Source organism: Methylobacterium sp. WL103 (genome assembly GCF_008039885.1).
Classification (GTDB): domain Bacteria; phylum Pseudomonadota; class Alphaproteobacteria; order Rhizobiales; family Beijerinckiaceae; genus Methylobacterium; species Methylobacterium cerastii.
The window spans coordinates 1-570 of sequence record NZ_VRUX01001215.1 but is presented as its reverse complement, the minus strand read 5'-3'; the positions used below and the strand labels follow the sequence as shown (position 1 = coordinate 570).

The window sequence follows — 570 nt, the reverse complement described above, 5'->3', positions numbered from 1 at the left end:
CTCGATAGGCTCAGGTCGATTGTGCTCGGAGATGTTTATAAGATACAGGCGTCGGGCAACGCCGGCGCGGTCGCCTGCCTCGCGGCGCTGACGCTGGTGCTGGTCGTGCCGGTCCCGGCCCTGGTCAAGCCCGTCTACGACGTGCTGGTGGTGGCTTTCGTGTTTCCGGCGCTGGTCTACGCCGCCGCCGGGATCACGCCCGGCCCGCGGCTGGCCGCCCTCTGCCTCAAGGCGGGCGCGGCCTCCTATCCGCTCTACATCCTGCACGCGCCCTGCGTCGCCTGGGTCGAGGCCGTCGGCCGGCGCATGCCGGGCGTCGCCGACCGGATCGCCGCCCCCTATGCCGGGCTCGCCTTTCTGGTCGTGCTGCTCGCGGCCTGCCTCGTCCTCGTCCGCGTCTACGACGCGCCCGCGCGCCGACGGCTCGGGCGCCTCGCGATCCCGAAGCCTGACCAAACCTTGCGGGCGGACCGGACCTTGCAGGCGGACCGGACCTTGCGGGCGGACCGGACCTTGCGGGCGGACATCGCGCGGTCCTGAGAGCGGCCGGCCCCGGCGGCCAACCCGCGC

At 73.3% G+C, this 570-nt stretch carries 1 pseudogene; it reads left to right on the top strand.

The window, feature by feature from the left end:
- Positions 1 to 540: pseudogene (locus tag FV222_RS28690) on the top strand (hypothetical protein); the annotation flags it as partial.
- Positions 541 to 570: the final 30 nt, after the last annotated feature.